Source organism: Dokdonella ginsengisoli (genome assembly GCF_042652785.1).
GTDB lineage: Bacteria > Pseudomonadota > Gammaproteobacteria > Xanthomonadales > Rhodanobacteraceae > Dokdonella_A > Dokdonella_A ginsengisoli.
In genome coordinates, this window is record NZ_JBHSHD010000003.1 from 40727 (window position 1) to 67107 (window position 26381).

Here is a 26381-nt window from a genome sequence, read left to right on the forward strand (position 1 = left end):
TCCATGCCTCCCGGCTTCGTCCACCTCCACGTCCACAGCGAGTACTCGCTGACCGACTCGACGATCCGCGTCGGCGACCTCGTCGCCAGCTGCGCGCGCGCCGGCATGCCGGCGGTGGCGCTGACCGACCAGGCCAACCTGTTCGCACTGGTCAAGTTCTACAAGGCCGCCGAAAGCGCCGGCATCAAGCCGGTCGCCGGCGCCGACCTGTGGCTGGCCGATGCGCAGGACCGCAGCCGCCCGCAGCGCGCCACCGTGCTGTGCCAGAGCCGCGAAGGCTATCTGAACCTTTCGCGCCTGCTGTCGCGGGCCTATGCGGAGAACCGCCACGGCGACCACGCGCTGGTCGAGGCGGACTGGTTCGAGGCCACGCACGACGGCCTGATCGTGCTGCTCGGCCAGTACAGCGACGTCGGCCAGATGCTGCTCGCCGGCCGCGACGAGGCCGCGCTGGAGCGCACGCAGTGGTGGCGCTCGCGCTTTCCGGACCGGCTGTACCTGGAGGTGGCGCGCACGCAGCGTCCGAACGAGGACGCGTTCCTCGCCGCGGCGCTCGATCTCGCCGCGCGGCTCGACCTGCCGGCGGTGGCCAGCAACGACGTGCGCTTCCTCGCGCGCGAGGACTTCGAGGCGCACGAGGCGCGCGTGTGCATCCACGCCGGGCGCGTGCTGGCCGATCCGAAGCGGCCGCGCGACTACTCGCCCGAGCAGTACCTCAAGACCGCCGAGGAGATGCAGGCGCTGTTCGCCGACCTGCCCGAGCTGCTGGAGAACTCGGTCGAGCTGGCCAAGCGCTGCAACCTCGAGCTCAGCTTCGGCAAGTACTTCCTGCCGGCGTTCCCGGTGCCGGCCGAACACACGCTCGACAGCTTCATCCGCTCGCAATCGCACGAGGGGCTGGCCAGGCGCCTCGCCGCGCACGCGCCGGCACCCGGCTTCGTGCACGAGGACTACCTCGCCCGCCTCGACCGCGAGCTGGACGTCATCGTGCAGATGGGCTTCCCCGGCTACTTCCTGATCGTCGCCGACTTCATCAACTGGGCGAAGTCCAACGACATCCCGGTCGGCCCCGGGCGCGGTTCGGGCGCCGGCTCGCTGGTCGCCTACGCACTCGGCATCACCGATCTGGACCCGCTGCGCTACGGCCTGCTGTTCGAGCGCTTCCTCAATCCCGAACGCGTGTCGATGCCGGACTTCGACGTCGACTTCTGCATGGACCGCCGCGACGAGGTGATCGACTACGTCGGCCGCAAGTACGGCCGCGACCGCGTCAGCCAGATCATCACCTACGGCACGATGGCGGCGAAGGCCGTGCTGCGCGACACCGGACGCGTGCTGAGCATGCCGTACGGCCAGGTCGACAAGATCGCCAAGCTGATCCCGAAGATGCCGCTCGACCTCTCGCTGGAGGACGCGCTCGGCCGCTCGGACAAGTCGCGCAAGGAACCGGACCGCATCGTCGCCGACTTCAAGGGCCTGTACGAGAACGACGAGGAAGTCACCGAGCTGGTCGACCTCGCGCTCAAGCTCGAGGACCTCACGCGCAACGCCGGCAAGCACGCCGGCGGCGTGGTCATCGCGCCGGGGCCCTTGAGCGACTTCGCCCCGCTGTTCTCCGAATCGGGCGGCGAAGGCCTCGTCACGCAGTACGACAAGGACGACGTCGAAGCGGTCGGCCTGGTCAAGTTCGACTTCCTCGGCCTGCGCACGCTGACCATCATCGACTGGGCGGTGAAGGCGATCAACGCAAGCCGCGCGCAGAATGGCGAAACACCGCTCGACATCATGTCGATCCCGCTCGACGACGCGGCGGTGTTCGAGCTGCTGAAGAAGGCGCGCACGGTCGCCGTGTTCCAGCTCGAATCGCGCGGCATGCAGGGCATGCTCAAGGACGCCAGGCCCGACTGCTTCGAGGACATCATCGCGCTGGTGTCGCTGTACCGCCCGGGCCCGATGGACCTGATCCCGAGCTTCTGCGCGCGCAAGCACGGCCGCGAGCCGATCGAATACCCCGATCCGCGCGTCGAGCCGGTCCTGAAAGAGACCTACGGCATCATGGTCTATCAGGAGCAGGTCATGCAGATGGCGCAGATCGTCGGCGGCTACTCGCTCGGCGGCGCCGACCTGCTGCGCCGCGCGATGGGCAAGAAGAAAGTCGAGGAAATGGCCAAGGAGCGGGCCAAGTTCCGCGACGGCGCCGCCGGCAACGGCCTCGACGAGCGCAAGGCCGACGCGATCTTCGACCTGATGGAGAAGTTCGCCGGCTACGGCTTCAACAAGTCGCACGCGGCGGCGTACGCGCTGGTCTCCTACCAGACCGCCTGGCTGAAGGCGCACTACCCGGCCCAGTTCATGGCGGCGGTGCTGTCCAGCGACATGGACGGCACCGACAAAGTGGTCAATTTCCTCGGCGAAGCGCGCGCACTCGGCCTGGACGTGCGGCCGCCGGACATCAACGCCTCCGGCTACATGTTCGAGGCCACCGATGCAAAGACGATCCAGTACGGACTCGGCGCGGTCAAGGGCGTCGGCCGCGGCGCGGTCGAGAACATCGTCGAGGTGCGCAGGCAGGGCGGCGCGTTCGCGGACCTCGCCGACTTCTGCCGCCGCATCGACGCCTCCAGGCTCAACAAGCGCACGCTCGAGGCACTGATTCTTTCCGGCTCGATGGACGCGCTGGCGAAGAACCGCGCCACCTTGATGGCGCAGCTGCCCGAATGCATGCGCGCGGCCGAGCAGCAGGCGCGCGATGCGCTGGCCGGCCAGAACGACATGTTCGGCGCCGCCAGTCCCGCGGCGCCGAAGCTGGTCCTGCCCGAGGTCGACGAGTGGCCGGCCGCGCAGCGCCTCGCCGGCGAGCGCGACACGCTCGGCTATTACTTGTCGGGCCATCCGACCGACACCTGGCGCGAACTGATCGCGGCCGTGGCGACCTGCCCGATCGGCGAACTCGACAAGCACCACAAGCCTTCCGCGCGCGAAGGCCGCAGCCGCTTCGCCGACCTGCAGCAGGTCGCGCTGGCCGGCTCGGTGATCGGCTTGCGCAAGCAGGGCGATTCGCGCGCGTTCGTCACCGTCGAGGATTTCTCCGGCAAGTTCGAGGCGGTGCTCTACCGCGAGACCTGGGTCGAATACGGCCCGCTGCTCACGCGCGACGCGATTCTCGTGTTCGAAGGCGGCCTCAGCGTCGACGAATTCTCCGGCGGCTACCAGCTGCGCGTGAATTCGGTATCGACGATCGAATCCGCCTGCGAACGGCGCGCGCGCCTGCTGCGCCTGCGCCTGAACGGCGTGCGGCCGGAATTCGTGCCGAAGCTGCAGCACACGCTGGCCGCGCACCGCGGCGGCGCGACGCCGGTGCGCCTGAGCGTGCGCAACGCGACCAGCCGCGCCGAGATCGAACTCGGCGCGGAATGGCGCGTGCGCGCCAGCCCCGCGCTGAAGCAGACGCTGGAAGCGCTCGACGGCGTGCTCGCCGCGGAGCTGGTGTTCGGCTGACGGCGCGGAACTTCGCGTCGTTTGCCGCATCTACTGCCGTGCTGCTCTATGCTGGTGTGCCGTCGCATGCGGGCGGCGTCGCCCGGCAATTTCACACTCGCGAAGGACAAGGAGACTGCGCAATGAAGAGATCGCGTTTCTTCTCGGGCATCTGGCGGATCAATGCGATTCTGATCCTCATATGCGGCCTGTTAGGCACCGCGATGCTCGCCTTCGCACTCCACATCTTCCTCCGTGAATCGTTCCGCACGCAACACACGCGCAACGTGATGAGGGTTGCCGATCAGGAAGTCGACACGGCCCAGGAGTCACTCTCCGGATTCGAATCGATCGAGGGATCGCCGATCCTTCGCGCCACCCTCTGGCTCAAGCAGGAATATGGGTTCGGATCCGGGATGAAGGAAGCAAACTCATTCCGCAATGTCTTGCTCTTCGACCCGGCCAGCGGTCGGGCACGCTGGCTTCTTCCCGGCTTTCAGGGAATCCTCGTCGAGGAGCACCGACTGCCGAGCAAGGATTACTCCGCATCCCCGAAACCGACGCGGGGATTCGTCTACCAAGCGGTCGGAACGGACTCCGATGGAGACGGAAGACTGACGAGAGCCGACGCCAAGGATCTCTATGTCTCGGACCCTGACGGCTCCCATGTGCATCTCGCAATCAACGGCGTGGAGAATTTCAACGGAGCGCACTGGGTGGAGGACACCGCGGAAACGTTCCTGTTCTACACCAAGGGCGGGCAGTATCGCGTCGCGAAAGCGGACCTGCGCACCGGGACGATGATCTCCGATGCGGAACTGCGCATCGACGGCGCGACGCAGGAACGATAGGCCGGTTTCATTCCGATCGCCGTCGATGACGGCAATGAATGCATGTCGCGGAACATCCTTTTCGTCTGCAGCCGCAACCGGCTGCGCAGCCCGACGGCCGAGCAGGTCTTCGCCGACTGGCCGGGCCTCGCGACCGCGTCGGCCGGGGTGAGCCGTGACGCCGACCAGCCGCTCAGCGCGGAACTGGTCGAGTGGGCCGATACGATCTTCGTGATGGAACGCGCCCACCGCGACAAGCTGTCGGCGAAATTCCGGCACCTGCTCGGTGCCAGGCGCGTGATCTGCCTGGACATTCCGGACGACTACGACTACATGGCGCCGGCGCTGGTCGAGCTGCTGCGGGCTCGCGTGCCGCAGTATCTGCATTCGACGCCGCCAAAACGAACGGCCGGAACGCGGACGCGACGCCGGTGAGCGCCTCGCCCCGCAACCGCACGGACATGGGTGCGCCCCGCATCGTCCTCGACACCAACGTCTGTCTCGACCTGTTCGTCTTCGCCGATCCACGCGTGGCGGCGCTGGACGCGGCGCTGCAGGACGGATCCGTCGCTGCAGTCACGCGCGAGGACTGCCGCGAGGAATGGCGACGCGTGCTGCGTTACCCGCAGCTCCGGCTGGACGAAAGCGCCTGCGCACGCCACGAGGCGGCTTTCGATGCACGCGTGGCCCGTCTGCACGAACTGCAACCGGTCCCATCCAGTGGTGTGCGCCTGCCGCGCTGCGCCGACCCGGACGACCAGAAATTCCTCGAGCTGACCCTGCAGGCGCGCGCCATCGCGCTGATCACGCGCGACGATGCGCTACTCGCGCTGGCCGGGCGCATGCGCCGCGAAGGACTGTTCGCGATCCTGACACCGCAGGCATGGACGGATGCGAATGCCGCCGGATGCTGAATTCTCCGGCGCTTCCACCGGAGAATAGCCCCGGCGCGGTGGCTCCTGGCCCGGCATTTTGGGGCTGAAACAACCATCGATCGAAATCGCATGAGCCAGCCGGATGCGACGGAATCCGGACACCCGGGCGCCGCACACGCCTTCGGCTGCGCATCGCTTATTGCCGGCGAGGCATCTGCCGACTGATTTCAGTCCGGAAGCTCGGGTTCATTGAGGACCTCCGGGTCCACGTGAACCAGATTCTGGGCAACGCTGTCCGAAATCTGCAGCATGATGTTGATCAGCAAACGCTGCGTATTGGCGTTGAGAACCGAGATCGAGCGACCATCAGGTGACAACTCGGGCCGAGCTAGCTGATAGCGACCATCATTGCTGTAGAGCGCATTGAACGATAGAGATTTCTTCGTCGCCGCCGTCATCTGATACACCAAGCGTGTCGGCGATTTCGTGATGATCGCGATATCCGGACTGAAAGCGTATCGATACTTTCCACCCACGGCATTGCCATCGCCCGCCGGGGTGTCCTGCACGTCGACGGATACGACGTAGTCGGTGATGCCTTTTCCACGCACACTCATGGCTAGTCTCCCTGTTGGCAAACGTTTTCCTCAATAAGGACACGGCAGGCAATGCCCCCGTGCCCGGATCGCAATGGATATCCGCGGTCGGCGAAGCGTCCCATTCAATGCTCCGACAAGTAGCGATCGTAGTAGTCGACGAATCCCGGCGGACGATATCCCATCGCCTGCAATTCGCGCAGCGCGGGCTGCAACTCGACAGTGCGACCGGAAGCAGCAAGAGCCCTGACCCAAGGGTCGAGCACGGATCGATCGTGCGAGCCGGATGCAGCCGACTCCAGCATCGAAACGGCTTCATCAACGCTCCGCCGCGCTTGCGCAGGATCGGATGCAATGCCCGCCTCGAGCAACCGTGTACGCGCGGCGAGCACGCGGCTGGAAACATCGTCGGGGTGCTTTCGCAGAAGTGTGTCGAGGCACTCCATGGCGGAGGCAAATGCCTTCTTCGCCACCGCAGTGCGGCGCTCGCGCAAAGCCAGGGCACCACGCTGCATCAGGACCAGGCCGTATTGCCGGGCCCAGTCGGCATTCGTGGGTTGTTGATCCACCAGCCGCGACAGAATGGCTACGGCCGCCTCGTTGAGTCTTTCCATGTCATCCGCGCCGGGTTCGAGCAGGCCCAGCGTGACCGCTTGCGCGTAGGCGTAGGCGAGATCGCGTTGCCATTGCAGATTCGCCGGCTCGAGCCGCGCCAGCCGCTCCATCGTGGTCTGTGCCTCCGCATTGGCTGCGCGGGCTGCGGCGAGATCACCGGTCGCCAGAGACGCTCGAGACATCTGAAACAGAGCCACGACTTGCCGGCGGGCGATTCCGGAATCGTCCTCGCGCAGCTTCCGAGCCTTTGCGAGCATTTCGAGCGATTGCGCGTGAAGGTCGCGCGTAGCCTGCAGCTTACCTCGCGCGTCCTCCACATTGGCCGACCACGACAAGCTGTTGGAAAGATCGAGCAACGCCTCTGCGTCTTCGCCACCGTGTGTCAGCGCACGGCGCTTCAACTCGATGGCACGCTCGAACGCCTGCTCCGCTGCATCCAGCTCCCCGCGCCGATACGCCAGCGTGCCGAGGTTGTTGTACGCGTAACCCAGCTCCTTCCACGCCTCCGGATCGTCCGGCCGCAGGTCGAACAGGCGCTGCGCGCTTTCGCGATACGACTGCCATTGCGTCTGCGCGAGCGCGTAGTCGCGGCGCTGGAACGCTTCGTAGCCGAGCCAGTAGCTGGCCTTGCCGGCGACGCGCAGCAGCGCCGGGTCAGAAGGCGCGCGCGACGCGGCCGTGCGCACGGAATCGGCCGCGCGGACGAAGGCGTCGTGCGCCGATGCGGCATCGCCCTTGACCAGGCGGATCTCGCCGATCTGCAGCAGTCCTTCGGCGCGCAGGGCGACGCGGTCCGCATCGAACGATCCGGCGGACGAGGAATCCAGGTAGGTCAACGCCGAGCCGGCGATGCCGTCGAGGATGTCCAGGCGGCCGAGGGCGCGCAGCCGCGTCGTCGCCTCGCCGAGCATGTAGCCGGCCAGGCTCTCGGCGCCGGCGCGCTCGCGTTCGGCCACCGCCTTCGAGCGCCAGGCCGACGCCGCGGCGAGGACGGCGACGGCGGCCAGCGCGGTCATCGCGGCGAACGACAGCCGGCGCCGGCGCTCGCGGCGGCGCTCGCGCCGCTGCGAGGCCTGCACGATGGCGACCTCCGCCTCGTCCAGCCGTGCCGGCATCGCGTCGAGCACGTGCTGCGCCTCGTGCAGCGCGGCGCCGGGCGGGATCAGGAAATCGGCGCTGCGCGCCTCGGCCTGCCAGCGCGCGGCGAGCTGCGCCAGGCGCGCACGCGCGCGCAGCAGCTGGCGATTGGAGGCGATCCATTCCTGCGCGCGCGGCCACGCCGTCCACAGCGCATCGTGCGCGGCCTGCACGGCTGCGCGATTGTCCAGCAGCTCGCTGGTGAAAAGCCGCGCGTCGACCAGTGCCTGCAGCAGGCGTTCGGCGGCCGCGTCGTGCAGCGTGTCGATCCACAACGGGCGGCCGATCGGCTGTGCGTCGGATTCGTCGGGCGTGGCGATCATGCGCTCGAACACGCGCGCGAGCCGCGACCGCGCTTCTGCGTCGGCGGACGCGAGCGCGGCCTCGGCTCTCTGCGCCAGCGCGCCGGTCAGGCGCCCCATGCGCAGGTAGGCGTCGAAGGACAGCGTCCTGCCGCCGTCCGGGCGGTGTTCGTACAGCTCGCGCAGCGCGTGCTGCAGCAGCGGCAACGCGCCGGATTCGCCGGCCGCATCGGCGAGCAGCGCATCGTCCAGGCGCTGGCGCGTGGCCGCGTCGCTGCCGAAGCCCAGCCCGGCGGCGAGCGCCGGGCGGCGGATCACCTCCGCCAGCTCGCCGCGCGTCGGCGCGAACACGTCGAAATGCGCGCCCTCCCCGACCAGCGCCTGCGCGTTGAGCACCTGCAGCAGGCGCGGAAACGCATCGCTGCGACAGGCGCCGAGCACCAGCACCTGCTCCATGCGCGCGAGAGCGTCGATCGCCTCGAAGGTCGCGGCGGCGTCCGCGCGTTCGTCGAGCAGGGCCTCGAGCGGGTCTACCACCAGCACCGCGAGCGGTCGCACGCCGCTCTTGAACGAGGCGCGCGCGCGCTCGAACGCGTCCTCGAGCCGCCAGACGATGGTGCCCGGGACGCTGCCCAGCGTTTCCGCCAGGCCACCGCGCTCGGCCGGCAGGTAGACCGGCCGCTCGCCGATGCGCCATTGCAGCAGGGCGTCGGCCAGCCGCGCGAGCGAGGGCTCGGTGGCGACCGGACGGAAATGCGCCACCGCCACCACCTGCCAGCCCGAGCTGCCGCCCGGCTGCTGCAGCAGCGGCAGCAGCCCGGCCTGCAGCAGCGAACTCTTGCCGCTGCCGCTGGTGCCGACCAGCAGGACGAAGTGCAGCGCGGCCTGCAGCTGCGCCGTCGTCGCCTCCAGCAGCCGGGCCACCGCGTGCGAGCGGCCGAAGTAGACGGCGCTGTCCTTCGCCGTGAACGCGGCCAGGCCGGGGAACGGACAGGTGCCGGCCCAGCCCGCCGGCGGATCGGACGGCGCGTCGTCGTTGAACACCACCGGCACGCGCACGCGGTAGCCGCGCTTGCGGATGGTCTCGATGTAGGCGGGCTGCGCCACGCTGTCGCCCAGCGCTCGGCGCAGCACCGCCACGGTCTTGTGCACCGGACTGTCGCCGTAGAACGTGCCGGCCCAGCAGGCGCGCAGCATGTCGTCGCTGCTGACGACCTCGCCGGCGCGGCGCCCGAGGTACTGCAGCACCGACATCGTGCGCGGTTCGAGCGTGCGCATCTCGCTGCCGCGGCGCAGCTGGTTGCGCGCGGGCATCACGAACCAGTCGCCGAAATGGAAGGCGGTGGCAGGAGGCAGTCGCAAGTCCGTTGCGGGCATGACGGCTGGCCGGGCCGGATCGTGTCGGAACTCACACGATAGAAGCACCGCCACGGCACTGGAATGCCGGGTTTCGTGATCGGGCGCGCAGTTTGCGTGCGCGGCGCCGACGGCGCGCGCCCACCCGACGCCGTTCCCGTCGTCCAGGGTTCGCGCGTATCCGCTTGATCGCAAAGCCCGATAGGAATCGTAGGGTTTCCGTAAGGTTCGCCGCGGCCGGTTCGGACACCGTTCGCCCCGCAACCGCTCGCCGCATCGGCCGGTTGCCCAACCCACGATTCCATCCTTCGACGAGGTAGCGATCATGTCCGCCAAAACATCCAACGCCGTCGCCAAATCCTACGATCCCGCCATGCGCGAGATCGCCGAACATTCGCTGTTCCGCAGCGGCGCGCGCGACCGCGCCATGCTGGACACGTTGCGCGAAGCCGACCGCTCGACCGCGATCGACTTCGACCAGAAGCCCTGGGGACTGCTGTACGGCGCCCTGATCAACAGCCTGGGCGCCAGTCCGAGCAACTTCCAGCTGGTCTATCCGTTCACGCCCTGGACCTGGGCCACGCAGAACGTCGGCTACATCGGCGCCGCGCAGTACGACTTCTGCTCGGCCGCGCCGCAGTGGAGCGCGATCGGCATGTACGCCTCCAGCGCCGACCGCGTGAACATGGCCTACCAGGAATTCCTCAACGTGATCCCGGCGGCGACCGACGATCCGAAGCTGCGCGACCAGCTGCGCCAGGCCGCCGACGCGCTGACCACGGCCACCAACGGCTACACCACGGTCAACAACCAGGCGCGCCAGGCCTATGCCGACGATCCGGACGTGGTCGACAACAAGCCGAGCTTCACCGCCTGGCTCGGCACCACGAGCGGGCGCGGCTGGTCCATCCAGCTGGACGCCGCGTACAAGAAGGCCGCCCAGGCGCAGCTCAACTACGACGCGCTGGTGGACCAGGCCAACACGCCCGGGCTCGGCGACGCGCAGAAGCAGTTCGCCAACCAGGACTTCTACGCGCGCCTCAACGATCCGGGCCTGAGCAAGGCGCCGCTGGTGCCGAACTTCCACATCGCGCAGAGCGCCAGCGCGTGGGTCGACGCCGTCAAGGCCGGCACCGGCCCCGCCGGCGGCACGATGGGCTTCACCGCGCGCGACCAGGCCTACGACTACTCCAAGACCTGGGCCGGCGGCGCCGTCTCGATCCCCAAGCTGTTCTGGGAAGTGCAGGTCAGCGGCAAGTGGGAGCGCGTCACCGAGTTCGAGTCGGACAACGAGCTGGAAGTCTCGCTCGAGTTCGAGGCACTCGACCTGATCCAGATCCAGCCGTCGGACTGGTACAACGGCGCGTTCGTGCGCAGCAAGGCGAACGGCCCGTTCGTGCGCGGCTACAGCGCCGACGGCGGCGACGGCACGCAGGCGGTGTTCGGCAAGAACGGATTCTTCAACGCGCTCAAGACCGGCATGTACGTCGGCTACAAGCCGAACTTCACGATCCGCACCAGCAAGGCCACGTACCAGAGCTTCTACGAGAAGTTCAAGGTGGCCACCGGCCTGCGCATCGGCCCGTTCACGATCTCCGCCGAAGGCGGCAGCGAAAGTGCCGGCTGGACGGCGAGCAGCCAGGGGCAGACCTTCAGCGGCACCACGACCTCCGATGCACCGCTGATCCTCGGCGTCAGCATCGCGCGCATGCCGGCGGACAACGCCGTCGAACAGGGAGGCGCTTACGCCGAACCGGTCGGCGATGCCTACACGTTCGCCGGCGGCGAAGGCGATCTGGTCGCGCGCAACGTGACCCAGGCGCAGGCCGAGGCGCTCGGCGCGCACTGGTACGCGCCGAAGGCGCCGCAGCTGCTCACCTCGCTGCGCAAGATCCGCGTCAGCGAGGAGGCCTATCCCGGCGCCGAAGCGCTGAACGCGCCGGACGCGGACATGCAGACGTTTCCCGCCGGCAACTTCGCGATCAGCGTGCTGCCGCCGCTGAACCTCGTCAACGGCGGACCCAACACCGGCAAGCTGTACCGGCTGCGCGCGGTGAACGCGCTCACCAGCCAGCCGGTCGACCTGCGCTACCTGCGCTTCGTCGGCATCAGCCACATCACCGGCGCCGCGCGCTTCACCGACCAGTAGTCGGCGGCCCAATGGGCGGACGACGGCGCGGCGCACGCCGCGCCGTCGTCCCCGCCGGAGGACTGACCGCCCGGGGCCGAGCCGCTATACTCCGCCTCTTTGGCTTCGCCCGGCCTCCCTCGATGGAGACCGGGCGCGCTCGCGGGCGCTGTAGCGAATGAATCCCAATTTCCTCGATTTCGAACAGCCGATCGCCGACCTGGACGCCAAGCTCCAGGAGCTGCGCCATGCCAGCCACGGCCAGGCGATCAACATCGAGGAAGAAATCGCCACGCTGCAGGGCAAGCTGAAGACCAAGACCGCCGAGATCTTCCGCAACCTCACGCCGTGGCAGGTCGCGCAGGTGGCGCGGCATCCGGCGCGCCCCTACACGCTCGACTACCTCGGCGTGATCTGCGAGGAGTTCCACGAGCTGGCCGGCGACCGCGCCTACGCCGACGACGCGGCGATCGTCGGCGGCCTCGCGCGCATCAACGGCCGCAGCGTGATGGTGATCGGCCATCAGAAGGGCCGCGACACGAAATCCAAGATCCGGCGCAACTTCGGCATGCCGCGACCGGAGGGCTACCGCAAGGCGCTGCGCCTGATGCAGCTGGCCGAACGCTTCCGCGTGCCGATCCTCACCTTCATCGACACGCCCGGCGCCTATCCCGGCGTCGGCGCCGAGGAGCGCGGCCAGAGCGAGGCGATCGCGCGCAACCTGCTGGAGATGTCCGACCTGCGCGTGCCGATCGTGTGCACGGTGATCGGCGAAGGCGGCTCGGGCGGCGCGCTCGCGATCGGCGTCGGCGACGTCACCAACATGCTCGAATACAGCACCTATTCGGTCATCACGCCGGAAGGCTGCGCGTCGATCCTGTGGAAGACCGCCGACCGGGCGAAGGACGCCGCCGAGGCGCTCGGCCTGACCGCGCCGCGGCTGAAGGAGCAGGGCCTGGTCGACAAGATCGTGCGCGAGCCGCTCGGCGGCGCGCACCGCAATCCGAAGGCGATGGCGATCCGCCTCAAGGCCGTGCTGCTGAACCAGCTCGACGAGCTGGAAGCGCTCGACGAGAAGACGCTGCTGGAGCAGCGCTACGCCCGCCTGCGCCGGCACGGCGCCTTCCTCGAGACCTGAGCGCGCACGCCGGCGTCGCCGGCAGCGCGCCCCGCGCCGCATGTCCACTCTCCGCCAGACGCTGACCCGCGAGATCCCGTCGCTGACCGGCCTGCGCGGCCTGGCGGCGTTCTGGGTGCTGCTCTACCACGCCTGGGCCAACGCGACGCCGCGCGTCATCGAGATCGGCAGCGGCCCGTACGCGCTGAACCTGACCATCGCGTTCTCCGGCGGCTGGACCGGCGTGGACGTGTTCTTCACGCTGTCGGCGTTCCTGCTCACCCTGCCCTTCGTGCAGTGGCAGATGGGCCTGGCGCCGCGTCCGTCGCTGGGAACCTACTGGGTGCGCCGCATCCTGCGCGTCTTTCCGGCCTACTACGCGCAACTGGCGGTGCTCCTGCTGCTGGCCGGCGCGTTCGGCATCGGCGTGTGGCCCGACGCGCGGCGCCTGATCGGCAATCTCCTGCTCTGGTTCAACTTCGGCAGCTCCGGCGTCGCGCCGATCAACGGCGTCGCCTACACCTTGCCGATCGAGTTCTGCTTCTATCTGGTGCTGCCGCTGCTGGCCCTGCTGCTGCGCCCGCGCTGGTGGGTGCTGCTGGCACTGCTGGCGATCGTCGAGACGCAGCTGTACCGGCACCTGATGTTCGATCCGGCCGCCGAGACGATGAGCAAGGTGCTCGTGCTCGAGCAGATGCCCGGCCGCCTCGACCAGTTCGTCTTCGGCATGCTCGCCGCGTACGCGTACGCGCGCATGACCGTCGCCGGAAACCTGCCGCATCGCCGCGTCAGCGACGCGCTGTTCCTGGCCGGCGTGGCCGGCGTGGTGCTGATGCTCGTGCTGATGCAGCTCGGCTTCGAGGCGTACTGGCAGGGCAGCTGGCTGCTCTACGTGTGGCACGGCGCGACCGGCGCCGCGGTGGCGCTGATGCTGTTCGCGGCGGCCGCCGGCAGCGGCATCGCGCGCGTCCTGCTCGCCAACCGGCCGCTGCGGCGCCTGGGCGTCATCAGCTTCGGCGTCTACCTCTGGCACCCGCCGATCCTGGAGTGGCTGACGGCGGCCGGCGTCTTCGACCGCATCGAGGGTTATCGCCTGCCGTGGTCGCTGCCGATCCTGCTGCTGGCGACCGTCCTGGTCGCCGAACTGTCCTATCGCCTCGTCGAACGTCCGATGCTGCGCCTGGGACACCGCCGCGGCGCAAAGACCGCACCCGCCACCGAACCCGCCGCGGCTCCACAGGCCTGAGCGCGACGCACCCGCGCGAGGCAAGGCCCGAAACGCACGAAGCCGCCCGGATCGCTCCGGGCGGCTTCGTCGTCGTGCTGCGCGAGCGGACTACTTCTTGCGGTTCTTGCCCGGCTTCTTCGTCGCCTTGGACTTCTGCGCCGGCGCCGCGGTCAGGCCGCGGCGCTCGAGCAGCGGCTCGATCTGCGGATCGTGGCCGGTGAAGTCGCGGAACAGCTGCAGCGCGTCCTTGCTGCCGCCGCGCGAGAGCAGGGTCTGGCGGAAACGGTCGCCGTTGGCGCGCGTCAGGCCGCCATTCTGCTGGATCCACTGCACGGTGTTCGCATCGAGCACCTCGGACCAGATGTAGGCGTAGTAGCCGGCCGCGTAGCCGCCCATGATGTGGCTGAAGTACGGCGTGCGGTAGCGCGGCGGCACCGGCGCGTAGTCGACGCCGTCCTTCTTCAGCGCGGCCGCCTCGAACGCCATCACGCCGCCGGCGGCCGGCACCGCATCGGCGCTGCCGATCTGGTGCCAGTTCTGGTCGAGCATCGCCGCGCCCAGGTATTCGGTCGTGCGGAAGCCTTCGTTGAACTGCGCCGCGGCCATCACCTTGTCGAGCAGTTCCTTGGGCATCGGCGCGCCGCTGCGGTAGTCCTTGGCGTAGTTGGCCAGCACGCTCGGCCAGTCGGCCCACATCTCGTTGACCTGCGAGGGGAACTCGACGAAGTCGCGCGGCACGCTGGTGCCGGCGAAGTACGGGTACTTCACGTTCGAGAACATGCCGTGCAGCGCATGGCCGAACTCGTGGAACATCGTGCGCGTCTCGTCCCAGGTCAGCAGGGTCGGCTTGCCGGCCGAGGGCTTGGGAATGTTGAGGTGATTGGCGACCACCGGCAGCGTGCCGAACAGCGTGTTCTGCTGCACGTAGGCATTCATCCAGGCGCCGCCGCGCTTGGACGGGCGCGCGTACATGTCGGCGATGAAGATCGCCAGCTGCGAGCCGTCCTCGTTGAAGACGTCGTAGGTGAGCACGTCGGGCTGATACACGGGCAGGTCCGTGCGCTGCTTGAACTTCAGGCCGTAGAGCTGGCCGGCGGCATAGAACACGCCGTTCTCCAGCACGTTCTTCATCTCCAGGTACGGCTTGATCTGCGATTCGTCGAAGGCGTACTTCTTCTGCCGCACCTTCTCCGAATAGAACGCCCAGTCCCAGGGTTCGAGCTTGAAACTCGGCTGTCCCTTGGCCTTCTGCTCACTGTCGATCACCGCCTGCAGCTCGGCCGCTTCGCGCCTGGCGTTGGCGACCGCCGGCGGCGCCAGCTTGCCGAGCATCGAATTGACCGCTTCGGGCGTCTTCGCGGTCTGGTTGGCCAGGCTGTAGGCGGCGTAGGTCGGATAGCCGAGCATCTTCGCGCGCTCGACGCGCAGCTTCATGATCTGCGAAACGATCGCGGTATTGTCGTACGCGTTGCCGCGGCTGCCGCGCACGATCGAGGCTTCGTGCAGGCGCTGGCGCAGCGCGCGGTTGGTCAGGAACGCTTCCGGCGGCTGGCCGGTGGTGTTCTGCAGCGCGAGCACGTACTTGCCGTCGAGCTTGCGCGTCTTGGCCGCTTCGGCCGCCGCGGCGACCGCCTCGTCGGAGAGGCCGTCGAGTTCTTCCCTGGTGTCGACGACGATCGCCGAGTCGTTCACCTCGGCCAGCACGTTCTGGCTGAACTTGGTCGCCAGCGTGGCGAGTTCGCCGTTGATCTCCTTCAGGCGCCCCTTGTCGGCATCGGACAGCTTGGCGCCGGCGCGCACGAAATCGTCGTGGTAGCGCTCGACCAGGCGCACGCCCTCGGCGTCGAGGCCCAGGCTGCTGCGCTGCTCGTACAGCGACTGGATGCGCGCGAACAGCTTCGGATCGAGCTGGATCGCGTCCTGGTGCGCGCTCATCTTCGCCGCGTAGTCGGCCTGGATCTTCTTGCGCGCGTCGTTGGTGTCGGCGCCGACCAGGCTGTAGAACAGCGTGGTGGCGCGATCGAGCAGCTGGCCGCTCCTCTCCATCGCCACGATCGTGTTGTCGAACGTCGGCGCGGCCGGATCGTTCGCGATCGCCTCGACCTCCTTCAGCTGCTCGGCCATGCCGCGGTCGAAGGCCGGCGCGAAGTCGCTGTCCTTGACCTTGTCGAACGGCGGGTACTGCAGCGGCAGCGGACTGGGCGCGAACAGCGGATTGGTCGCCTCGCTGGCGGAGCTGGCCGTGGCGGCGCGCGAACCGGCGTCGGGCTTGGTCGGCGCCGTGCAGGCGCCGAGCGCCAGGGTGGACAGCGCCGCGGTCAGCGCCAGAGCGAGAGGATGCTTCATCGGTCGGTACCTGAACGTAAAGGACTCCCGAGACTACCAAAAGCAGCCCGGTGCAACCCCTGACGAAAGGCATGGCCGCCGCCCGGCGGCCTGCACCGTCTATTCGACCTCGATCTCGATGCCGCCGACGAAACCGGCCACGAGATTGTAGACGGCCGCTCCGATCGCCCCTGCGACGAAGCCGACGACCGCGTACGTGATCGGCAGGAAGATCACCATGCCGATGCCGCCGAGCAGGCCGAAGCCGAGGCCGGCGCCGGCGTGGTCGCTGACCGCGCCGAACAGGCCGCCGAGCACGGTGCCGAATAACAGGAAGCAAAGGCCGATCAGCAGCCCGAAAAGAGCCATGACGCAGCTCTGCACGATGCCGGCCTTGAGCACGCCGATGCGCTTGATGATCACGTCGCCCCTCCCCTTGCGGACACGGCACGCCGCCGTCGCGGCAGCCTACGGCATCGGACCGGCGGGCGCACTCCGCGCTGCAACGCGCAAGGAGCAACGCGCGCCGCACGCAATGCGCAAGGCGACTGACGACCGGATCGCGATGTCCCCGGCAGGCTGGCCCGCCGGGAACATCGCGATCGACGGCGCCCCTGAAGCCCCGTCTCGCGCGCCCGCGCGCTAAGACTTGAACTTGGCGAACTGCCCCTCGTCGGCGCAGCGCTGGAGAATGCCCTTCAGGCTCGCGAGCCGTTCTTCGAACGTGTCGCCCGACGGCGGATTCGCGCGCCCCTGCGCGGTGTTCGCCCACGTCTCCTCCGCCTCGGCGAGGAGTTTCTTCTGTTCTTCCGGCGACTTCGATTCGATGCCGTCGAGCGACTTGCGTTGCACGTCGAGCGCGGCCTCGCGTATGGCCGCCAGCGAGTACAGCTCGTCGCGCTGCTGCGGACTGAGCGGCGGCAGCCCGGCCTTCTCGCGACCGATGTCGATGCTGTCGACGAAGGTCTGCACGTGGTCGCCGCGCTCGCTCTGGCCCCAGCCGTCGGTCACGCGCGCGAGCCGTTCGCCGTCGTCCGGATTCAGCCCCATGTTCCCGAACAGCGCCCGTGCCTTGTCGACGCGTTCGTCGATCGGCCTGGAGGTATCGAAGATCTCGCCGTTGCGGCCGAGGATGGCGTGCATCGCTTCGTGCTCGAGCGTATCCGAGCCGTCTTCGAGCGAGGACACGGGCAGGTAGACGTGATCGCCGACGGTCACTCCGCCCGTGCCGGGGTACCTCTTCTGGTATTCCTCGTCGCTGAGCACCGTCACCGGCACGCCCAGCCGCTTCGCCTCGGCCAGGATCTTCGCCGCCGTCGGCGAGGCCTGCGCCGACTTCGCCTCGTAGCGCTCGAGCAGAACCGGACCCAGCGCCTCCTGGTACGGCGCGATCCGTGCCTGGTAGTCGGCCTTGGCCTGCTCGTAGGCATCGGTGCTCACGAAGTCCCTCGGATCGGGCTCGCCGAGCTTCAACTGCTCGTACTCCACTTCCAGCTTGGCCGTCTTCACCTGGCCGGCATGTAGCGTCTTGGCGAAGTCGTACGCGAACGAGCCGAAAATTCCGCCGGGAAAATCCTCGCGCTTCGGAGGATTGGCTTCGAGGTCGCGCAGGCGCTGCTTGGCCGCGTCCAGTCCGGGAGAAACCGATGGCGCCCCGGCGACACCGCCGATGCCGTTGCCCGTCGCGCCGCCGGCGGCGCCTCCCACGCCGGGAGGTGCGGGATCGTTCGGCTCCGGGTAGTACGGCTGCGCGTCGACGACCCGGGCGGAATCGGCTCGCGCGGGAATGCGGATGGCCTGGTCCGGATAGATCACCTCGGGATTGACGATCGCAGGATTGGCGGCCGCCAGGTCGGTGGCCGACACGCCGAACTTCTCGGCGATCGCCGGCAGCGTATCGCCGCGCTGGGCCACGTGGATCTGTCCCTGTTCGGCCAGGGCGTCGCTGCCGTATCGGACGGCGGATACCGGTGCGATGGACATGCCGTACTCCCGCGCTCGACGCGCTCTCCGTCCCGTTCCGCGGGACTCGAAAACCCAGTACATGCCCCATGCGGCGACGTTTCAATCCGGGTTTGCCCTAGGGAGGCGGCCTCGACGGCCATCATTGCCGCGAAGGCGGCACTTCCATCTTGCGGTTGATCGCGCCGGAGAAAAACACAAAGGCTTCGCCTCCGGCGGCCGAAGAAAAACGCCCCGCGTCCCGTACGGCGGCGACCGAACCCCTGCGGACGCGCTGGAGCAAGCTCCCGGATTGGACGACAATTCGCCTTTTCCGCGACCGGAATCCCCATGGACTACACCGCCCGCCCCCGTCTGGAAGCCGAACTCGATTCGATCCGCGACCAGGGCCTGTACAAGACCGAGCGCATCATCACCACGCCGCAGTCGGCCGAAATCCGCACCACCGACGGGCGCGAGGTGCTGAACTTCTGCGCCAACAACTACCTCGGCCTGGCCGACCATCCGGACATCATCGCGGCGGCCAAGGAAGCGCTCGACACGCACGGCTTCGGCCTCGCCTCGGTGCGCTTCATCTGCGGCACGCAGGACCTGCACAAGCAACTCGAGAAGACCATCTCGACCTTCTTCGGCACCGACGACACGATCCTCTACACCAGCTGCTTTGACGCCAACGGCGGCCTGTTCGAGACCATCCTGTCGGACCAGGACGCGGTGATCTCCGACGCGCTCAACCACGCCTCGATCATCGACGGCATCCGCCTGTGCAAGGCCGAGCGCCGCCGCTACGCCAACGGCGACCTCGACGAGCTGGAAAAGCACCTCAAGGAAACGCAGGACAAGCGCACGCGCCTGATCGCCACCGACGGCGTGTTCTCGATGGACGGCTACATCGCCAAGCTCGACCGCATCGTCGAGCTGAAGAAGAAATACGACGCGCTGCTGATGGTCGACGACTCGCACGCGACCGGCTTCGTCGGCCCGACCGGGCGCGGCTCGGCCGAGCTGCACGGCGTGATGGCCGAAGTGGACGTGTTCACCTCCACGCTCGGCAAGGCGCTCGGCGGCGGCTCCGGCGGCTTCACCACCGGGCGCCAGGCGATCATCGACCTGCTGCGCCAGCGCTCGCGCCCGTACCTGTTCTCCAACACGCTGCCGCCGCCGCTGGTCGCGGCGTCGATCAAGGTGTTCGAGATGCTGTCGTCGAGCACGGCGCTGCGCGACAAGGTCAACGACAACGCGCTGTACTTCCGCAGGCGCATGACCGAGGCCGGTTTCGACATCCGCCCCGGCACGCATCCGATCGCGCCGGTCATGCTCGGCGACGCCAAGCTCGCGCAAGCCTTCGCGCAGGAGCTGCTGGCGGAAGGCATCTACGTGATCGGCTTCTTCTACCCGGTCGTGCCGCAGGGCCAGGCGCGCATCCGCACGCAGATGAGCGCGGCGCACACGCACGAGCAGATCGACCGCGCGGTGGAGGCGTTTATCAAAGTGGGGCGCAAGCTCGGCGTGGTCGCCTGAGGCTCGCGCGAGGACGGCCGCCGCCGCAGCGGCGACCGTCGAGAGGGCTTACTTGCGCTCGAACCAGTCGCGGTATTCCGCTTCCGAAATGCGGCCGTCGCGGTCCGTGTCGATCTGCTCGAACTGCTTGAGCACGGACGGGAACGGAATCAGTTCTTCCTTCGTCAGATAGCCGTCGCGATTGGTGTCGGACTCGGTCCATTCCGGCGCCTTCGGCGGAGGATTGGGATCCTTGGCGGTAGGCACCGCGGTCTGCGCGAACGCGAGCGCCGGAGCACAGGCGATCAGCGTGACCAGCAGCGACGTGCGGAATGTCTTCTTCATGGCGCTCTCCGTGAGGGAACGCCTGCGATGGTCGGCAAGCCCGCCTTGCCCTCGTCTGAACGCGCAGTGCCGCGAGCCAAGCGCGGTTCAGTTTCACGACGCGCTCTCACTCGCGTTCGCGCGCACGCGCGAGCGCCGCGTCGAGAACCGGATCGCGCAGTTTTGCGTAGTCGTCGAACGTGTAGTCCACGCGCAGGTCCGGCTCGAAACTGGCGACACGGGTCGGATACAGCCACAGAATCCAGAAGCAGCCGGCCTGGCCGAAGCACGACTGCGCGTAGTCGTGCAGTCCGGTCGCGTAACCGATCGCGAGCCTGGAGTTCGGCAGCTGCAGCGTGCCGCCCTCGGCCCAGAAGCGGACGCGGTCGCCGACCGGTTCGCCGATCACGCGCAGCTTGCCGCCGGCGTGCTCCTTCAGCAGCGCGAGATTCACGTTGCCGGCCGAGAACGTCCATGCGCCGGTCAGCACGTAGACGCGCTCGATCGAGTCGGTCAGCGTCGCCAGCCGCCGCATGAACGCGGTGGTCTTGAGCAGGTTGCCGCCCTGGTCCAGGCGCAGGTCGAGCACGATCGCGCGCGGCCGCGCGGCGACGATCTCGCGCTCGGCGCGCTGCAGGAACTCGCCGATCGGATGTCCCGGCTCGTCGGAATTGCTGCGCAGCTGCACGTAGTGGATCGAGCCGCCTTCGAGCGGGCCCGACTGGAACGGCGTGGCGTAGTCGCGCAGGAACAGCGGCAGCGGTGCGTCGGCCGACAGCAGCGCGGTCCAGTCGGCGGCCTCGTTCTCGATCCGCTGCGGCGACAGGTAGCTGTCGGAGTAGACGCGCGGAGCGTCAGGGTCGGGCGGATCGGCGGCGAGGCTCAGTTCGCGCTCGGAACCGTCGCGCAGGATTGCGCGCAGGCTCAGGCGCTCGGGCGATTGCGCCAGGCCCGCCGCGTGCAGCAGCGGCGGGGACTCGAGAAAGAACACCGCGGCGAACTGGTCGTAGTGGTTGCGCGGACCGCCGAAGTATTCGTACATGCGCTGCGCGACCTCGTCGACCGGATGGCCGTCGATCGCGACCAGCTTCGCGCCGAGCAGCTCGGCGCAGGCCGGCCGCGCGCGCAGCACGTGGAAGCCGTCGGCGAAGCGATAGAGCCGGCACGGCAGCCGCGCCTGGCTGCGCGACAGCGGGCCGGGATGCACGCGCGAGTGACCGTTGTCGGCCAGCGCGGCCATGCGCGAGACGGCGAGAGCGAACGCCGCCGGCGACAGTGAACCGGCCTGCGCGAGGTATTCCCGGCGCAGCGCTTCGGCGCGCTCGCGCGCCTGCGGCGTGTAGCTTCGATCCAGCTCGAGGTAGTGACGGAAGTAGTCCAGGTCCTGGCGCTGCGCCGTCGCCGCGTCGGCGGGCGGCGGATAGTGCGCCGCCGGCGGATCCGGATAGAACGTGTGCAGGAACGCGTACGCCACGCCCGCGCCCGCGAGCACCAGCACGAGCAGGAAACCGCCCGACCATTTCACCCACCGCCGAATGCCGGCCATCACCACCTCCGAAGTTCAGACGAATCCGCAACGCACCGGCCCGGCGCGTCGGCGGGATTCAAGCCGATGCGCCGGTGCGCGACAGCTGCGCCGCTTCGTCGGCGGTCAATCGGCGCCAGGCGCCCTTCGCGAGGGTGCCCAACGCCAATTCGCCGACCGCCACGCGCACGAGCCGCAGCACGCCGATGTCATGGGCATAGAGCACGCGACGGATCTGTCGGTTGCGCCCTTCGTCGAGAACGACCTCGAGCCAGGCGTTGCGGTCGCCGCGGCGCAGCTCGCGCACGGCCTTCAGCGCAAGGCGTTCGCCGCGGTCCTCGACGCCGGCCTGCAGTGCGGCGAGCAGGTCCGCGTCCGGCAGCCGGTCGATCTGCACGTGGTAGGTCTTGTCCAGGTGCGTTTCGGGCGCGCTGATCGCGGCCGCCCAGGCGCTGTCGTTGCTGAACAGCAGCAGCCCCTCGCTGGCGCGATCGAGCCGACCCACCGGCGCCACCCATGGCAGGCCCGCGTGTTCGAGCAGGGCGTAGACGGTGTCGCGGCCGCGCTCGTCCGAGGCAGTGGTGACGTAGCCGCGCGGCTTGTTCAGCATGAGATAGACGCGTTCGCGCGCCTGGATCGCGGCTCCGTCGACGGTGATGCGTTCGCGCGCCGCGTCGGTCGGCCGCTCCGGATCGCGCACGACGCGCCCGTCCACGCCGACGCGACCTTCCTCGATCCAGCGCGCGGCCTGCGTGCGCGAGGCGACACCGAGCTTGGACAGCACGCGCGCCAGGCCGTGGCGCGGAGCGGCGGGCCGCGAAGGCGCCGTGGACCGCCCGGGAATGCGCGCGGCGGGACGACGCGGCATGCCGTCAGCGACGCGAGAAGCCGTCGTGCCGCTGCTCGGCCAGCTCCTCGCGCAGCACCGACTCGACCTCGGCCGCGGGCGGTCCCTGCTGCAGCCAGGCCTCGAGCTGTGCCAGAGCCTGCATGTCGCCGCTGGCGATGACTTCGACGCGGCCGTCGGCGAGGTTCTTTGCGTAGCCGCTCAGGCCCAGCTGCTGCGCGCGCGCCTGCGTGGAGGCGCGGAAGTACACGCCCTGCACGAGACCGGAAACCAGGAAGCGCGCGCTGGCCACGGCGTTGCGGCTATTTCTTCGCCGCCGCGATCGCCTTGTCCAGGTCGGTCGCGGTGATCGGCCCGGTGAACTTCTTCGCTACGCTGCCGTCCGGCGCGATCAGATAGGTCGTCGGCAGGCCGCGCGGCGTCTCGAAGTCCGCCGGCGGCTTGTACACGTCCACCAGCGCCAGCGGGTACTTCACCGGATGCGCCTTGGCGAACGCCTCGACCTCGGCCTTGTCGGTGTCCTCGTAGGCCAGGCCGATCGCGGCGACGTCCTTGCGGCCGGCGACGAATTCGGAGATGTCCGGCATCTCCTTGATGCACGGCGAGCACCACGTCGCCCAGAAGTTCACGATGACCCACTTGCCGCGCTCGGCGGCGAGATCGAAGGTGCCGCCGTCGAGGGTGGCGACCTTGAGCGCGGGCTGTTTCGGCGTCTGCGCGGTGACCGTTCCCGCGGCCGCGACGAACGCGGCGAGGCCGAACGCGGCGCACAGGCGCAGCAGGCGTGATCGTTTCATGCGGGCTCCGATGGGTGCGCCGGCGGCGCGGACGCGGACGGCGATGGTACCTGCAGCGGGAACAGCGCGGCCAACGGCACCGCGAGCTCCTCGCGCAGGGTGCGGCCGAGTTCGTCGAGCACCTGCCGCGCCGGCGGCTGCAGACTGCCGGCCGAAGCGTGCCGGTCGAGCGGCAGGCGGTAGCCGCCTTCCTCGTAGATCTCCAGCAGGTCGATCGCGGCGAGGTCGCGCACGACCATCCATTCGCCCAGCTCGCCGCGCTGGATCAGGCCGACGCGGTGCAGGTCGCCGAGGTAGCGCTGCAGCAGGTCGTCGGTCAGGTACGGCTCGCTGGCGAGAAGGTTCGTGCTGTGCAGCCCGCGGCCTTCGCGCTGCGCGTCGGCGAAGCACGACAGCACGCGCAGCAGGCCGGTGAATTCCTGCCCGCGCGGCAGCAGCTGGTCGGCCGGACGGTAGTCGAACGCGCTCAGCGAGGCGGTGATCGAGGCGCCGAGCAGCACCACGATCCACGACAGGTAGATCCAGAAGATGAAGATCGGCACCAGCGCGAGCGCGCCGTAGACCTGCTGGTAGCTGGCGTACTTCGTCGCGTACAGCGCGAAGCCGCGCTTGGCCGCCTCGAACAGCACCGCGGCGATCAGCGCGCCGATCACCGCGTGCGCGATGCGCACGCTGCGGTTCGGGATCACCACGTAGGCCGCGATCATCGCCGCCCAGACGATCAGGAACGGCAGCGCGGCGAGCACGCGCGCCTTGATCGAGAACTGCGCCTCGGCCACGTCGATGAACGGCAGCGCGAACGCGTAGGAGCTGATCGCCAGCGCGGCAACCAGCAGCAGCGGTCCGAGCGTGAGCGCGGTCCAGTAGATGATGAAGCGCGAGGTGGCGCCGCGTGCGACCTGCACGCGCCAGATGCGGTTGAACGCGTCCTCGATGCTCATCATCAGCGACACCGCGCTGAACAGCAGCACCAGCACGCCGACCGCGGTCGCCTTGCTCGCGCTGTCGGCGAACTGCGTGATGTAGCCCTGCACCGTGCTGCCGGCGGCGGGCACGAAGTTCTCGAACACCCAGCTGGTGATCTGATCGCGCCAGCCGGCGAAACCGGGGAACGCGGCGAGGATGCCGAGCACGGCGGCGGTCAGCGGCACCAGCGCGAACACCGAGGTGTAGGCCAGCGCGCCGGCGGTCTGCATGCAGCGGTCTTCGAGGAAGCGCTGCCAGGTGAAGCGCAGGAAGGCACCGACGCGATCGCGGTCGCGCAGCGATCTGGCAAACTTCCGGATGGATGCGAACATGACGTCGAGACTAGCGCAGTGCGCCGGCCCGACCAACCCGGAGACTGCAATGGGCGAAATCCTGGTCCTCTACTACAGCCGCACCGGCAAGGTCGCGCAGCTCGCGCGCCTGGTCGCGCGCGGCGTCGAGGAGGCCGGGCTTTCCGCCCGCCTGCGCAGCGTGCCGCCGGTGGCGCCCATCGAGGAATCCGCGGCCGCAGGCCGCGCCGAAGCCCCTTCTCCCGCAAGCGGGAGAAGGTGGTCCGAAGGACCGGATGAGGGGAACCGAAACGCGAGCTTTCTCGTTCCCGATCAAGGCGCGCCGTACGCGACCCGCGGCGACCTGCACGACTGCGCCGGCCTCGTGCTCGGCAGCCCGACGCGCTTCGGCAACATGGCCGCGCCGCTCAAGCACTTCATCGATTCGACCGCGGCCGAGTGGGCCTCCGGCACGCTGGTCGGCAAGCCCGCCGGCGTGTTCACCTCGACCGGCACCATGCACGGCGGCCAGGAGACGACCCTGCTCTCGATGATGCTGCCGCTGCTTCATCACGGCATGCTGATCGTCGGCGTGCCGTACACCGAAGCGGCGCTGCATCGCACGGCCGGCGGTGGATCACCCTATGGCGCCAGCCACGTCGCCGGCGCGGGCGGCGACAACGCGATCAGCGAGGACCAGCGCATGCTCGCGCGCGCGCTGGGCCGGCGCGTCGCCGAAGTCGCCGCCAGGCTCGGAGCCCGCGCATGATGCCGCTTCGGCTCGGATTGCTGGCCTGGGCACTGCTCGTGCTGCTGCAGCCGGCCTGGTACCTGTGGCTGGCGCCGCCGGCCGGAGGCCGCGGCGACCTCGCCCTGCTGCTGACCCTGCCGCCGCTGCTGCTGCCCCTGCTCGCGCTGCGCACGGGCGCGCGACGCGCCCTGCTCTGGGTCGGCGTGCTGGCCCTGTTCTACTTCTGCCACGGCGTCGTCGCCGCCTGGACCTATCCGGCCACGCGCGTGCCGGCGCTGCTCGAAGTGCTGCTGTGCGTCGTGCTGATCGCGCTGCTCGGCTGGGACGCGCGGCGCCGACCGCGCTGACGCCGCCGCCGTGAAGCGCCGCCGGCGCCGCGCCTAGGCCGCCTGGTCGTTGCGCCGCTTGCACTGCTCGTGCTTCACGCGCAGCGCGTCCGGCAGGCGCTCGGCGAGGAAGTCGACGAAGGCGCGCACGCCCGGCAGCAGGCCGCGCCGGCTCGCATAGACGAAGTGCGCGATGCCCTGCGGGATGCTCCACTGCGGCAGCAGCACTTCCAGTTCGCCGCGCGCGATCGCCGGCGCGCAGACGAACTCGGGCAGCGCGGCGACACCCATGCCGCGCTTGGCCGCTTCGTAGAGCACGTTGAACTCGCCGCAGATCAGGCGCGCCTGCAGTTCCACGTTGAGCCGCTGGCCGTCGGCGGCGATCAGCTCCAGTGTCTGCGCGCCCTCGTGTTCGTACCAGGACAGCAGCGGCAGCGATTCGAGATCGGCCGGCGCCGACGGGCGGCCGCGCGCGTCGAGGAAGTCCTTGCTCGCGCACAGCACGATGCGGCTGAGGCCGACGTTGCGCAGGATCAGGCTGGTATCGGTGTCGAGCTTGTCGCGCACGCGGATCGCCACGTCGATGCCTTCGCCGATCAGGTCGACGCGGCGGTCGTTGGCCAGCAGGCGCACCTGCACCTTCGGATGCGCGGTGAGGAAGTCGGGCAGGATGTGCGCGATCACGGTCTGCGCGATCGACACCGGGCAGCTCACGCGCACCACGCCACGCGGTTCGGCGCTGAGTTCGGCGACCGCGTCCTGCGCCGCCTGCGCTTCCTCGAGCATCGCCCGGCAATGCCCGTAGAAGCGCTCCCCCACCTCGGTGACGGCGAAGCGCCGGGTGGTCCGCTGCAGCAGACGCACGCCCAGGCGCTCCTCGAGCAGGGCGACGCGCTTGCTCAGGCGCGATTTCGGCACGCCCAGCGCCCGCCCGGCGGCCGAGAAACCGCCGTGCTCGACCACGCTGGCGAAAAAGCGCAGGTCGTTCAGGTCGGCCAGAGCGCCGACGGTCATCAGGTTCATCGTTTCACCTCGCGAACGATCCATCCGAATATTGCGGACTTATCGAGGCATCGTACACGCAATACCTTGTTCGCGTCGCCGGAA

At 68.9% G+C, this 26381-nt stretch carries 22 protein-coding genes; 10 read left to right on the top strand and 12 right to left on the bottom strand.

The annotated features are described in order from the left end of the window. Nucleotides 1-3 precede the first annotated feature (3 nt). The 4 genes from dnaE (at nt 4) to ACFO6Q_RS02290 (ending at nt 5221) form a co-directional block, all read left to right on the top strand. Nucleotides 4-3498 (top strand): DNA polymerase III subunit alpha, encoded by a 3495-nt coding sequence (gene dnaE, locus ACFO6Q_RS02275; protein ID WP_380018876.1) that lies wholly within the window; start codon nt 4-6, stop codon nt 3496-3498. Between the two features lie 122 nt (nt 3499-3620). Next, nucleotides 3621-4328 carry a hypothetical protein gene (locus ACFO6Q_RS02280; protein ID WP_380018877.1) on the top strand — a complete coding sequence of 236 codons (708 nt, stop codon included), beginning with the start codon at nt 3621-3623 and terminating at the stop codon, nt 4326-4328. Nucleotides 4329-4370: 42 nt separating this feature from the next. Further along, on the top strand, nt 4371-4742 hold the full coding sequence (locus ACFO6Q_RS02285) for a low molecular weight protein tyrosine phosphatase family protein (protein ID WP_380018878.1): 372 nt from the start codon (nt 4371-4373) through the stop codon (nt 4740-4742). Continuing rightward, nucleotides 4739-5221: a putative toxin-antitoxin system toxin component, PIN family gene (locus tag ACFO6Q_RS02290; protein ID WP_380018879.1), complete on the top strand. Its 483-nt coding sequence runs from the start codon at nt 4739-4741 to the stop codon at nt 5219-5221. The genes ACFO6Q_RS02285 and ACFO6Q_RS02290 overlap by 4 nt, the downstream gene beginning before the upstream one ends. Nucleotides 5222-5409: 188 nt before the next feature. On the opposite strand, the gene ACFO6Q_RS02295 is transcribed toward ACFO6Q_RS02290, so the two are convergent. Then, on the bottom strand, nt 5410-5799 hold the full coding sequence (locus ACFO6Q_RS02295) for a hypothetical protein (protein ID WP_380018880.1): 390 nt from the start codon (nt 5797-5799) through the stop codon (nt 5410-5412). A gap of 104 nt (nt 5800-5903) precedes the next feature. Beyond that, nucleotides 5904-9194 (bottom strand): nSTAND1 domain-containing NTPase, encoded by a 3291-nt coding sequence (locus tag ACFO6Q_RS02300; protein ID WP_380018881.1) that lies wholly within the window; start codon nt 9192-9194, stop codon nt 5904-5906. A gap of 319 nt (nt 9195-9513) precedes the next feature. Here ACFO6Q_RS02300 and ACFO6Q_RS02305 point away from each other — a divergent pair, with 319 nt between their 5' ends. From ACFO6Q_RS02305 to ACFO6Q_RS02315, 3 genes are all read left to right on the top strand, one after another. After that, nucleotides 9514-11337, top strand: a complete 1824-nt coding sequence (locus ACFO6Q_RS02305) for a hypothetical protein (protein WP_380018882.1) — start codon at nt 9514-9516, stop codon at nt 11335-11337. 157 nt (nt 11338-11494) lie between these two features. Next, nucleotides 11495-12454 carry an acetyl-CoA carboxylase carboxyltransferase subunit alpha gene (locus tag ACFO6Q_RS02310; protein WP_380018883.1) on the top strand — a complete coding sequence of 320 codons (960 nt, stop codon included), beginning with the start codon at nt 11495-11497 and terminating at the stop codon, nt 12452-12454. Between the two features lie 40 nt (nt 12455-12494). Further along, nucleotides 12495-13679 (top strand): acyltransferase family protein, encoded by a 1185-nt coding sequence (locus tag ACFO6Q_RS02315; RefSeq protein WP_380018884.1) that lies wholly within the window; start codon nt 12495-12497, stop codon nt 13677-13679. A 90-nt stretch (nt 13680-13769) separates the two neighbouring features. On the opposite strand, the gene ACFO6Q_RS02320 is transcribed toward ACFO6Q_RS02315, so the two are convergent. The 3 genes from ACFO6Q_RS02320 to ACFO6Q_RS02330 form a co-directional block, all read right to left on the bottom strand. After that, entirely contained in the window at nt 13770-16007 is a 2238-nt protein-coding gene (locus ACFO6Q_RS02320; protein ID WP_380018885.1) for a M3 family metallopeptidase, read from the bottom strand. A 99-nt stretch (nt 16008-16106) separates the two neighbouring features. After that, nucleotides 16107-16409: a hypothetical protein gene (locus tag ACFO6Q_RS02325; protein ID WP_380018886.1), complete on the bottom strand. Its 303-nt coding sequence runs from the start codon at nt 16407-16409 to the stop codon at nt 16107-16109. Between the two features lie 219 nt (nt 16410-16628). Further along, nucleotides 16629-17969: a LysM peptidoglycan-binding domain-containing protein gene (locus ACFO6Q_RS02330; RefSeq protein ID WP_380018888.1), complete on the bottom strand. Its 1341-nt coding sequence runs from the start codon at nt 17967-17969 to the stop codon at nt 16629-16631. Between the two features lie 309 nt (nt 17970-18278). Between ACFO6Q_RS02330 and kbl the strand changes: the two genes are divergently transcribed. After that, the gene (kbl, locus tag ACFO6Q_RS02335; RefSeq protein WP_380018889.1) at nt 18279-19469 is read left to right on the top strand and encodes a glycine C-acetyltransferase; all 1191 of its coding nucleotides are present in this window, start codon (nt 18279-18281) and stop codon (nt 19467-19469) included. A gap of 48 nt (nt 19470-19517) precedes the next feature. Here kbl and ACFO6Q_RS02340 read toward each other — a convergent pair whose 3' ends face one another. The 6 genes from ACFO6Q_RS02340 to ACFO6Q_RS02365 form a co-directional block, all read right to left on the bottom strand. Beyond that, nucleotides 19518-19793, bottom strand: coding sequence for an EF-hand domain-containing protein (locus tag ACFO6Q_RS02340; protein WP_380018890.1), 276 nt, complete (start codon nt 19791-19793; stop codon nt 19518-19520). 106 nt (nt 19794-19899) lie between these two features. Next, nucleotides 19900-21318, bottom strand: coding sequence for a S41 family peptidase (locus ACFO6Q_RS02345; RefSeq protein WP_380018891.1), 1419 nt, complete (start codon nt 21316-21318; stop codon nt 19900-19902). 58 nt (nt 21319-21376) lie between these two features. Beyond that, nucleotides 21377-22165 carry a pseudouridine synthase gene (locus ACFO6Q_RS02350; protein WP_380018892.1) on the bottom strand — a complete coding sequence of 263 codons (789 nt, stop codon included), beginning with the start codon at nt 22163-22165 and terminating at the stop codon, nt 21377-21379. A gap of 4 nt (nt 22166-22169) precedes the next feature. Beyond that, on the bottom strand, nt 22170-22436 hold the full coding sequence (locus ACFO6Q_RS02355) for an acylphosphatase (RefSeq protein WP_380018893.1): 267 nt from the start codon (nt 22434-22436) through the stop codon (nt 22170-22172). 10 nt (nt 22437-22446) lie between these two features. Further along, entirely contained in the window at nt 22447-22941 is a 495-nt protein-coding gene (locus tag ACFO6Q_RS02360) for a TlpA family protein disulfide reductase (RefSeq protein ID WP_380018894.1), read from the bottom strand. Continuing rightward, entirely contained in the window at nt 22938-24239 is a 1302-nt protein-coding gene (locus ACFO6Q_RS02365; protein ID WP_380018895.1) for a YihY family inner membrane protein, read from the bottom strand. Before ACFO6Q_RS02365 ends, ACFO6Q_RS02360 begins: the two co-directional genes overlap by 4 nt. Before the next feature lie 49 nt (nt 24240-24288). Between ACFO6Q_RS02365 and wrbA the strand changes: the two genes are divergently transcribed. Together wrbA and ACFO6Q_RS02375 are read left to right on the top strand one after the other, a co-directional pair. Next, nucleotides 24289-24966, top strand: coding sequence for an NAD(P)H:quinone oxidoreductase (gene wrbA, locus ACFO6Q_RS02370; protein ID WP_380019288.1), 678 nt, complete (start codon nt 24289-24291; stop codon nt 24964-24966). Next, nucleotides 24963-25295 carry a DUF2069 domain-containing protein gene (locus tag ACFO6Q_RS02375; protein ID WP_380018896.1) on the top strand — a complete coding sequence of 111 codons (333 nt, stop codon included), beginning with the start codon at nt 24963-24965 and terminating at the stop codon, nt 25293-25295. The genes wrbA and ACFO6Q_RS02375 overlap by 4 nt, the downstream gene beginning before the upstream one ends. 33 nt (nt 25296-25328) lie before the next feature. Here the strand turns inward: ACFO6Q_RS02375 and ACFO6Q_RS02380 are convergent, their stop codons facing one another. Continuing rightward, entirely contained in the window at nt 25329-26288 is a 960-nt protein-coding gene (locus ACFO6Q_RS02380) for a LysR substrate-binding domain-containing protein (RefSeq protein ID WP_380019290.1), read from the bottom strand. Nucleotides 26289-26381: the final 93 nt, after the last annotated feature.

Bases quoted from the DNA above. Each gene is read 5' to 3' on its own strand.
- dnaE (WP_380018876.1), top strand. From the start codon at position 4: ATGCCTCCCGGCTTCGTCCACCTCCACGTCCACAGCGAGTACTCGCTG.
- ACFO6Q_RS02280 (WP_380018877.1), top strand. From the start codon at position 3,621: ATGAAGAGATCGCGTTTCTTCTCGGGCATCTGGCGGATCAATGCGATT.
- ACFO6Q_RS02285 (WP_380018878.1), top strand. From the start codon at position 4,371: ATGTCGCGGAACATCCTTTTCGTCTGCAGCCGCAACCGGCTGCGCAGC.
- ACFO6Q_RS02295 (WP_380018880.1), bottom strand. From the start codon at position 5,799: ATGAGTGTGCGTGGAAAAGGCATCACCGACTACGTCGTATCCGTCGAC.
- ACFO6Q_RS02305 (WP_380018882.1), top strand. From the start codon at position 9,514: ATGTCCGCCAAAACATCCAACGCCGTCGCCAAATCCTACGATCCCGCC.
- ACFO6Q_RS02310 (WP_380018883.1), top strand. From the start codon at position 11,495: ATGAATCCCAATTTCCTCGATTTCGAACAGCCGATCGCCGACCTGGAC.
- ACFO6Q_RS02315 (WP_380018884.1), top strand. From the start codon at position 12,495: ATGTCCACTCTCCGCCAGACGCTGACCCGCGAGATCCCGTCGCTGACC.
- ACFO6Q_RS02320 (WP_380018885.1), bottom strand. From the start codon at position 16,007: ATGAAGCATCCTCTCGCTCTGGCGCTGACCGCGGCGCTGTCCACCCTG.
- ACFO6Q_RS02330 (WP_380018888.1), bottom strand. From the start codon at position 17,969: ATGTCCATCGCACCGGTATCCGCCGTCCGATACGGCAGCGACGCCCTG.
- kbl (WP_380018889.1), top strand. From the start codon at position 18,279: ATGGACTACACCGCCCGCCCCCGTCTGGAAGCCGAACTCGATTCGATC.
- ACFO6Q_RS02340 (WP_380018890.1), bottom strand. From the start codon at position 19,793: ATGAAGAAGACATTCCGCACGTCGCTGCTGGTCACGCTGATCGCCTGT.
- ACFO6Q_RS02345 (WP_380018891.1), bottom strand. From the start codon at position 21,318: ATGGCCGGCATTCGGCGGTGGGTGAAATGGTCGGGCGGTTTCCTGCTC.
- ACFO6Q_RS02350 (WP_380018892.1), bottom strand. From the start codon at position 22,165: ATGCCGCGTCGTCCCGCCGCGCGCATTCCCGGGCGGTCCACGGCGCCT.
- ACFO6Q_RS02360 (WP_380018894.1), bottom strand. From the start codon at position 22,941: ATGAAACGATCACGCCTGCTGCGCCTGTGCGCCGCGTTCGGCCTCGCC.
- ACFO6Q_RS02365 (WP_380018895.1), bottom strand. From the start codon at position 24,239: ATGTTCGCATCCATCCGGAAGTTTGCCAGATCGCTGCGCGACCGCGAT.
- wrbA (WP_380019288.1), top strand. From the start codon at position 24,289: ATGGGCGAAATCCTGGTCCTCTACTACAGCCGCACCGGCAAGGTCGCG.
- ACFO6Q_RS02375 (WP_380018896.1), top strand. From the start codon at position 24,963: ATGATGCCGCTTCGGCTCGGATTGCTGGCCTGGGCACTGCTCGTGCTG.
- ACFO6Q_RS02380 (WP_380019290.1), bottom strand. From the start codon at position 26,288: ATGACCGTCGGCGCTCTGGCCGACCTGAACGACCTGCGCTTTTTCGCC.